The following is a 9,419-nucleotide window of genomic DNA, read 5'->3' as shown; positions in this document are numbered from 1 at the left end:
CCCCTGGTCCCCCTGCTCCCCCTGGCCTCGACGGTTCGCACGGCTCCAACCCCGGCGGCCATGACCCCGGCGGCCATGACCCCGGCGGCCATGGCTCCGACCCGAGCCGGTGGCCGGGAGCGTCGATGGCGGATGGCCGATCCCGAGCACACCCGTCGACCCATCCTGCGTCGTGCCGGCGCAGCCGAACTGGACGATGACGATGACTGAACTTTCCGAGCAACCAGCGGAACTTTCCAGGCAACCACCGGAACCGGCGGGTCACGACACCCCGGGCGGGCGCGCCGGCAGGCCGGCGCAGATCATCACCTTCTACTCCTACAAGGGCGGTTCGGGGCGCACGATGGCACTGGCGAACGTCGCCTGGCTGCTCGCCGCCTCGGGTAAGCGGGTTCTCACCGTCGACTGGGATCTGGAGTCTCCCGGCCTGCACCGGTATTTCCGCCCGTTTCTGCAGAACAGGGAGCTGGACTCGAGTGACGGCGTCACCGAGATGCTCCAGGGTTTCATCCGGGAGATCGACCGTCTCCAGGATGCGCCGCCGTCGACACCCGCGGAGCAGGCCTCCGTGCCGGACGCCGACGCGGTGCGCGAGATCATCGCCCTGCACGGCGACTTCCGGCACAACATCGAGACCATCGAGTGGCCCGGGTTCCCGGGCGTCGGACGGATCGACTTCCTCGGTCCCGGCAGGCAGACGTCCACGAGCGCGGTGCTGGTGGCCACGGTGCCCTGGTCGACGCTGTTCGAGGACGCCGACGGCCGGGCGTATTTCGCCGCGCTGCGTGAGCGCATGCGGTTCGCCGACTACGACTACGTCCTCATCGACAGCCGGACCGGCACCTCGGACGCGGCCGGCGTCTGCACCCAGCTCCTGCCGGACACCGTCGTCATCGGGTTCGCGCTGAACAACCAGTCCATCGACGGCGGCGCCGGGGTGGCCCGCGAGATCCGGAACAGCAAGCGGGACATCCGGGTGCTGCCCGTCCCGATGCGGGTCGAGGACACCGAGCAGCGCAAGCAGGAACTGCGCCGCCGCGCGGCGTTCCACGCCTTCCGCCCGGCGCTGGCCGACCTGTGCGGTTCCGACCCGGAGGCACAGCGGAGCTTTCTGATCGGCCTGGAGATCCCCTACAAGGCGGTCTACGCCTACGAGGAGGTCCTGGCGGCCTTCCAGGAGGATCCCGCCAGTCGGCTCGGCGTCCAGGCCGCCTACCGGATGCTCGCCGGAGAGCTTGCCGGCGCCCCGATCGATGCGCGCCCCGTCCCGCCACAGGACCGGGAGCGGGTGCTGCGGGACTTCGAGCAGTACGGACCGCCCGCTCCGCGGTCGGTGACGATTTTTGGAGCGCCCGAGGACCGGCCCTGGGCGGACTGGCTGGTGTCGGTGCTGGGAGCCACCGGGGTGCGGATCCGACCGCTGCCCCCGATGGCGCTGACCCCCGCCGACTTCCCCGCCGTCGAGTCACTGATCGTGATCGGATCACCGCATCTGGGCCCGGACACCCCGGGTGAGTCCCTGGTGCGCGAGCAGATCCAGACCCGGATCCGCCAGCGCGGCCCGCGGGCGGGGGTGGTGGTCGTCGAGGTGGGTTCGATGCGGCTCGACCCCGTCTACCATGGAGCCGAGATCATCTCCCTGCCCGCGCGGAACGAGCGGGACGCGGGGGTCATGGTCCTCGAAGGGCTGGGGCTGCCCGTTCCGCGGGCCCGACTCGACGACCTGCGGGTGGTCGCACCCCGGTACCCGGCCCGCCGGCCCCGCTTCTGGTCGGTGCCGGCCAGGTTCGCTCAGCCGTTCGTCGGACGGCACGCGGTGCTGGACGAGCTGCGCGACCGGCTGCTGCCGGGGGGCCGACCGAGCGGGCTGTGTCCCCTGCTCGGCCCGGACGGCGTTGGGAAGAGCGCCATCGCGGCCGAGTACGCGCACCGGTTCGGCTCCGACTACGACATCGTGCACTGGATCTCGGCGGGTGACGCCGCCTCGGTCCGGGCGGGCCTGCGCGACCTCGCCGAGCGGCTGCGTCCCGGCAGCGACGTCCCGGACGCGCAGCGTTCCCCGAGCGAGCAGCTCGAACGGGTCGCCCTGGACGCGCTGCGCCAAGGCGACCCCTCACCGCGCTGGCTACTTGTCTACGACGGCGCCGCCGACCCGCGGACGCTGGCCGGGCTGTTGCCCGTCCCGACCGGCAACGGCCATATCCTGCTGACTTCGGCGGATCCGGCCTGGGACAGTGAACCCGGCGCGTTGTGGGTGGACCCGTTCACCCCGGCCGAGAGCCGGGCGTTCCTGCGCCGGTGGCTGCCCGAGGCCGGTGAGGACCGGCTGGCGACGGTCGCCGAGCGGCTACGGCATCAGCCGTCGGGCCTGCGCACCGCGGTCGGGCGGCTTCGCCAGGACCGGCGGGGAGTGCCGGTTGACGATCGTGCCGTCGACGCCTACCTCACCCAGCTCGCCGGGGTCGCACCCGAGCAGGCAACCTGGACGGTGTCGTTCGAGACCCTGCGCACCAGCGACCGCGCGACCCGGCGGGCGGCGGCCCGGCTGCTGGAACTGTGTGCATTCCTGGCCCCGCAGGGCGTGCCGCTCGCCCTGCTGGAATCCCCGGTGATGCTGCGCCATCTCGCCGAGGCGGTGGGGGACGACGCGATCGCCGACCCGACCGTGCTGCCCGAGCTGTGGGCGGAGATACGCAAGCCCCGGCTGGCCGAAGTCGACACCGTACCCGACGGTCAGTTCCGTCTCGCCGCGCGCTGGCAGCGGCTCCTCGTCGAACGGATGCAGCCCGCCGAGCGGACCGCCGCCCGCGAGGCGGTGCTCGGCGTCTTCGCGGACATCGCCGCGGCCGCTCCGCGGCCCTCGGCCGCCGCGGGCTGGCCGATCTACCGGATGCTGGAGGGCCAGATCCTGGCCTCCGGGGCGATGGAGAGCCCGGCACCCAAGGTTCGGCAGTGGCTGGTGTCCCAGGTGTATGTGATGTGGCGGTCCGGCCGGCTGGAGTTGGGCCGCGGCATCGCCGAGGATGCGTTGCGCAGATGGCGCGACCTGTTCGGAGCGGACGACCCGCTGACCCTGCGGATGGCCGCCCACCTGGCCATGGTGCTCCGCGGTCTGGGACGGTTCCAGGAGGCGTACGACCTGAACACCGACACCCTCGCCCGCCAGCGCCGCCATCTGGGCATTTTCCATCGCCACACATTGATCACCGCGATGAGTTACGGCATCGACATTCGGGAGCTCGGCCGGTACGCCGAGGCAGCCGCGGAGGAGAGCAGCACCCTGGTCGGTTTCCGCGACCGGCTTGGCGACAACCACCTCGACACCCTCATGGCCGCGAGCAACCTCGCGCTGTCCACCTTCCTGGACGGGCGGGCCCGCGAGGCGCTCCACCTGAGCCTGGGCACCATGGCGCGGCTACGCCTGGCGGGGGGCGAGGGCACCTCGCAGTTCTGGTGGCTGCAGGCGCGGGCCGGGATCTGCCATCGGGAGCTGGGCGAGCTGGAGCAGGCGGAGCGGTTGCTGCGGGAGGCCGCGACCAACCTCGCCGGCATCGAGGGGGCGACGACGCACCTGACCCTGCGCTGCAACAAGCATCTCGCGGTCGTCCTGCGCCTGCGGGGCAGCCCGGACGCGGCGAGCCGCCTCGCCGGTGAGACGCTCGAGCGCTACACCGAGATCTACGGGGCGTCCGACCTGGGCACCCTGGCCTGCCTGCTGAGCCGTGCCGGCCACCTGCACGCGCTGGGCGAGCACCACCGGGCGTCCGTCGAGGCCGAGTCGTGCCTGCGGGAGTACGAACGTCTCCACGGCCCCGAGCATCCGTTTACGAACATCTGCCGCTCGGATCTGTCCATCTACCTGCGCGCGGACGGGCGGCTGGCGGAGTCCCGCGTACTGGCCGAGCAGGCCCACCTCACGCTGGTCGACGAGCTCTACCAGCACCACCCGTTCGCGCTGGCCGCCGGGGTGAACCACGCCGCGAGCCTGGCGGCCCTCGGCGAGACCGAGGCGGCCCGGGCGCTGAACGAGGATCTGTTGCGCGAATCCGAAATGTCACTGGACAGCAGCCATCCCTACCTCCCGATAATGCGGGAGAACCTGGCGGTCCTCACCGGCCGGCAGGCCGGCGGTGGGCGTGGCCATCGAGAAGTCGACATCGACATCTCCAGCATCTGAGTAGCGTGATGAGGTCGAGCGACGAGTGCACAGTGGCAATCCGCCGCCGGCCGGTCCGCCCGGACCGGGGTTTCCGGTCCGGCGTCGGCCGCCACCCGCCGGGAGCGGCAGAAGGATGAGCTGATGGTGACTGTTCCTGATGATGTTGTCGAACCCTGCATCGTCACCGCGCCGCATGTCGGCGACGAATACAACGGCATCCGGCAGAAGTTCCGCGGGACGGTGGCTGTCACGGGTGCCCAGTATCTCGAGTACTACGTCCACGGATTGCCGACGGTGTCGGCCGATCTTCTGCACCATCCGCGGCTGGCCGACTATTTCCGTGGTTCACGCACGGTGGAACGGGCCCGCCGGGACTACGAGATCATCGGCCGGCAGCTGAACCACCGGATGACGGAGCTGAACACCTCGCTGGCCGCCCTCGCCAACGGGCGGCTAATCCGGACGGTCTTCGCCGCGCAGGACCGGGCGGTGCTCTACTTCGACGTCGACGAGGGGCAGTACATCGTCGGGGTCTCCCTCGGCGCGGACGCCATCGAGTCCGCTGACCTGACGCTCTCGCGGACCGCGACGGAAATCCGGGCGGCCCGGGGGGTCGGCGATCCCAACTACGGCGGCTATCACCGGGGGGACGGCACGTTCCTTCCGTCGCCCACCCGCGCCGACGGTAGCCCGGACACCGGCTCTCATCCATTCGTGTCGTTGCCGAGGCCGTCGGCGCCGGTGTTCGCCAATCCCTGGGCATCGCTGATCAAACGGCGTTGGTCATCCGCCGGGGACTCGCGGGAGGAGGAGTTCCAGGCCCAGGCCGTCAGCGTCCTGAAGCCCGGTGACCTCCAGTACATGGCCCTGGTGCGCGGCGGCACGGTGAGCACCGCCGACCTGATGGACCACGACGACCTCAACGAATTCTTCGTCGGTCTGAGCCGGGAAGCTCGCCGGGAGGGTCTCGTCAAGGTCGCCGCCAAGTTCCTCGCCCTGAGTGATCTGCTCGATGGTCTGCTGCGATCGGTCCTGAACCGCCGATTGACCCGCACCGTTCTCGACGTGGAGAAGGGCGCGCTGTACTTTCATCGCCTCAGCCGTGACGAGTTCCTGATGGGCGTCACCCTGGATCAGCGTCGGGTGTCCGAAGCCGACCGCCGCTTCCAGCTGCTCGTCCGCCGACTGACGGCTTCGTACGGCTGTTGAAAGGCGCCGGATGACGCCAGGCGAATCCCGTCGATGGACGGGATTATTGTCGATGTCCTCGCGTATTCTTCGTCGAGCAGGTCCCCGCGTCGCGCCGACGCGTACCCGTTGGTGGGGAGGCCCCACATTCATGGCCCACGATCTGATGCCCGTGCCGTCCGGTCTGGTGGATCTCTGCGAGGTCGACGTCGACCGGCTTGCCTCCCTCGCGGGTCCACCCTCGGGAGAATGGCAGCGCTGGATCGCAGCCTGGATCGGCCACCCGGGCAGGCCGCTGCCCGGGGACGTAGCTCTGGCCCTGGGCGGGGATCTGGACCTGACCGACTACCTGCCCAGGAGCACATCCTTCGGGGAGATGCCGGACGGCACCGATCCCCCGAAGCCGCCACGTCCGCCCGGGGTCGCCGCCTGTTCGGGCGGACGGCCCGCGTCCGGTGGCGCCATGATGTCCGGTGGCGCCATGACCCACGCCTCTCGGCGGCTCGTCCGTCCTACCGGATCCGCTCGTCGGGTGGTCTCCCCACCCGTCGCCCGGCATCGGATCACCCCGAGGGACATCGAGGCCGTGGCGGGCGGGCCGCCGGGTGCCGCACCGCTGCGCGAGCTGCTGCGGGGTCAGATCAGCAAACGGATGCTGATGCTGTGGGCGTTGCTGCGCGGCCTTGAGAACGCCGACCTCGACGACGCGACGCGCACCTGCGTAGATGAGGCGCTGCGCGTGCTCGGGGACGCTCAGCGGCGGGCCCGCGACGCCGTCCACGACCTGCTCCTGCACCCGACGATCGGGACCTGGCTCGCCGGCAGCCTGCGGCGGTGCTGGCAGGGGTCGGCCGGACCCGACCTCGACCGCCTCGGTTATGTGGGTGGGATCGCGGTGGCCGCCGCCCTGCGGGCCCGGATGCCGTGCCGGGTGCCGGTGCGGATCATCGACGGGCTGGTGTCGATCCCCACGGTGGGCGTCGTCGGGTCGGGGGCCACGAGCGGTTGGGGCGTCGCGCACGTGTCCGACCGGCGGGTGACGCTGCGTGGCAGCGCCGGGTGGGGACCGGCCGGTGGTGACGGCTGGACCCCGGCGCGCATGCTGTCGAGCACTGTCGACGGTCACCGAATCGCACTGACGCTGGAGGACACCGACCCGTTCCGGGCCGCGGACACGCTTCCCCTGCCCGTCGCCGCGCGCTGCGACGAGGCGGCGGCCCGGTGGCAGCGCCTGCTCGACGGCGCCTGGAGTGTGCTCGCGGGCGACGACGGGGTGCGGGCGGAGGAGGCCGCCGCGGTCCTGTCGGCACTGGTCCCGTTGCGTGAGGTCCCGGGTCGGCCCGGCACCGGCGTCACCGTGATCGACGCGCTCGGCGCGCTGATGGTCAGCCCGCCGACCGACGCGCTGTGGCTTGCCATCGCCGTCGTGCATGAGGCGGCGCACACCAGACTGGAGATGCTGAGCGATCTTGCGCCCCTGGTCGGCCCGCACGACGGCTCCGTGCACTACGCTCCCTGGCGGCCCGACCCCCGGCCACTCGCCCCGCTGCTGCACGGCGCCTTCGCCTTCACCCAGATCGCGGCCTTCTGGGCGGGGCGGTGGGCCCGGGACGGCGCCGGGTCGGATCTGGGCGCGGCGTACGAGTTCGCCTGGTGCCGGGACGCGGTCTCGGCGGTGCTGCCCGTGCTGCGGGATGCGGCCGGGCTCACCGAGGCGGGCCGCCGGTTCGTCTCGGCCATGGGCGCCAGGATCGACGTCTGGATCGCCGCCGACCTGCCGATCGCGGCCACTAGCACAGCCGCCACCGTGCTGCGCGACGTCGCCGTCGTCTGGCGGCTGCGTAACCGCCGGCCCGACCGCGACCACATCGAGAGATGGGCGCGGGACTGGGCTGCCGGTCGGCCCTGCGGACGGCCGATAGCGCCGTCGTCCCGCCTCGTCCCCCAGACCGAGCCGTACAGCCCGCACCGCCACGCCCGGCAGGCACTGACCTCGCTGCGGTTCGCCATGCCCGACCGGTTCGCCGGGCTCGCTGGTTCTGCCGGGCTCGATCCGGCGGCCTGGCCCGTCAACGCCACCCTCGGGGACCTGCTCTACGTGCGCGGAGACCTCGGCCGCGCGGCCGAGGAGTTCCGCCGGGAGCTGCAGGCCCGTCCGGGGCGGGCGGAGTCGTTCGCGGGGCTGGCCCTGGTGCTGGCCAGACGGGCCGGGGGACTGGAGCGCCGGCTCTACCTCGACCACCCCGAGGCGTTGCTGGCCCTGAGCGTCCGGATCAGGGAGCTGACCGGCTCCACCCCTGACCCGCGCACGCTCGCGCGGTGGATCGCGGCGGGAGGCCCCGGTTACCCGGATCGCTCGTGGCGATCTCTCGAGACGAGGCCGCTACCGGTCGGTGCCCGGCGATAACCCGACGGCGGGGATGCCGTCCCGCCGGCCGCATCCCGCTCCGTTCGCGATGACGCATTCGGCGAATCCGGAACAGCGAGTTTCCGCGGGCCGCATTGACTTCGTGCGCACTCCAAGTCCTAACGTCTTCGTATGGCCACGATCGAGGCGCCCACGGTGACGTCCTCCCCTCCGGCCGTGGCGCCGCCTCCGGCCGTGGCGCCGCCTCCGGCCGTGGCGCCGCCTCCGGCCATGGTGGCGGAGCCGGATCAGGGCTGGTGCGCGCGGTTGGACCCGGCGGTCCGCCCGGATGGATGCGACCGGTCCGTTGATCCGTTCGCGGTCGGTCCGGGGGGTGAACCAGAGGCCGCTGGGACCCTCACGATCGCCGAGGCCGCCGCGGCCACCGGAGTCAGCGCGCACACGCTGCGGTACTACGAGCGGGCGGGGCTGATGCGGGACCCGGTCGCCCGTGCCTCGTCGAGCCATCGGCGCTACACCGTCGAGGACGTCCGCTGGGTCACGTTCCTGACCAAGCTGCGGCTCACCGGCATGCCGATCCGGGAGATGGCGCGCTACGCCGAACTGGTGCGCGCCGGGGAGGGGAACGAGGCGGAGCGTCTCGCCCTGCTGACCGAGCATCGCCGCCGGGTCCTGGCGCGCCTCGACGAGGTGCAGCGCAACCTCACCGCCATCAACGTCAAAATCAGCATTTATCAGGACATCTACCAGGAGAGGGTCGTCCGCTGATGCGCAGGGTCGCACTAGGAAGCCAGGGCCTGGAGGTCTCCGTCCAGGGGCTGGGCTGCATGGGAATGTCGGAGTTCTACGGCGCTGGCGACGACGCCGAGTCGGTCGCCACCATCCACCGGGCGCTCGACCTCGGGGTGACGCTGCTGGACACGGCGGACATGTACGGCCCGTACCGCAACGAGGAACTCGTGGGGCGGGCGATCGCCGGCCGCCGGGACGAGGTGGTGCTGGCCACCAAGTTCGGCATCATCCGTGACCCCGCCGACCCGACGGCGCGGGGGATCAACGGCCGTCCGGAGTACGTGCGCCCGGCCTGCGACGCATCCCTGCGTCGCCTCGGCGTCGACCACATCGACCTGTACTACCAGCACCGGGTCGACCCGAAGACGCCGATCGAGGATACCATCGGCGCGATGGCCGAGTTGGTCAGCGCCGGCAAGGTGCGCTACCTCGGGCTCTCGGAGGCGGCACCGGCCACCATCCGTCGTGCCCACGCCGTTGCCCCGATCACGGCCCTGCAGACCGAGTACTCGATCTGGTCCCGTGAGCCGGAGGCCGAGATCCTGCCGACCCTGCGGGAACTCGGCATCGGGTTCATCTCCTACAGCCCGCTCGGGCGTGGCTTCCTGACCGGCACCTTCCGCTCGGCCGCGGACTTCGCCGCCGACGACTTCCGCCAGCACCTGCCGCGGATGCACGGCGACAACTTCGACGCCAACCTCGCCGTGCTCGCCGAGATCGAGAAGCTTGCCGCGGAGAAGAACGTGACCCCCGCGCAGCTCGCGCTGGCGTGGGTGCACCACCAGGGCGACGACGTCGTGCCGATCCCCGGCACGAAGCGGCGCCGCTACCTGGAGTACAACGTCGCAGCCACCAGCATCACGTTGACGGCCGCCGAGGCGGAGCGGTTGGGTGCGGCGGGGGCGGGCGTGG

5 protein-coding genes and 1 pseudogene are annotated in these 9,419 nt (G+C 71.7%); all 6 read left to right on the top strand.

Going from position 1 to position 9,419, the window contains the following annotated elements; translation table 11 throughout:
• Positions 1 to 210: pseudogene (locus AC08OO_RS03835) on the top strand (hypothetical protein); the annotation flags it as partial.
• Positions 203 to 4,177: an FxSxx-COOH system tetratricopeptide repeat protein gene (gene fxsT, locus AC08OO_RS03830; protein ID WP_476611317.1), complete on the top strand. Its 3,975-nt coding sequence runs from the start codon at positions 203 to 205 to the stop codon at positions 4,175 to 4,177. The pseudogene AC08OO_RS03835 and the gene fxsT, both read left to right, overlap by 8 nt.
• A 123-nt stretch (positions 4,178 to 4,300) precedes the next feature.
• Positions 4,301 to 5,368: a hypothetical protein gene (locus tag AC08OO_RS03825; protein WP_476611318.1), complete on the top strand. Its 1,068-nt coding sequence runs from the start codon at positions 4,301 to 4,303 to the stop codon at positions 5,366 to 5,368.
• A 130-nt stretch (positions 5,369 to 5,498) separates the two neighbouring features.
• Positions 5,499 to 7,754 (top strand): aKG-HExxH-type peptide beta-hydroxylase, encoded by a 2,256-nt coding sequence (locus AC08OO_RS03820; protein WP_476611319.1) that lies wholly within the window; start codon positions 5,499 to 5,501, stop codon positions 7,752 to 7,754.
• Between the two features lie 156 nt (positions 7,755 to 7,910).
• A complete protein-coding gene (locus AC08OO_RS03815; protein ID WP_476618238.1) occupies positions 7,911 to 8,483 on the top strand; it encodes a MerR family transcriptional regulator in 573 nt (190 codons plus the stop codon).
• A partial coding sequence (locus AC08OO_RS03810; RefSeq protein ID WP_476618237.1) for an aldo/keto reductase occupies positions 8,483 to 9,419 on the top strand: 937 nt, incomplete at its 3' end. The genes AC08OO_RS03815 and AC08OO_RS03810, both read left to right, overlap by 1 nt.

Source organism: Frankia sp. CeCAU1 (assembly GCF_977971845.1).
Note: the sequence above shows the minus strand (reverse complement) of the source record. Positions and strands in the feature narration are given on the sequence as shown.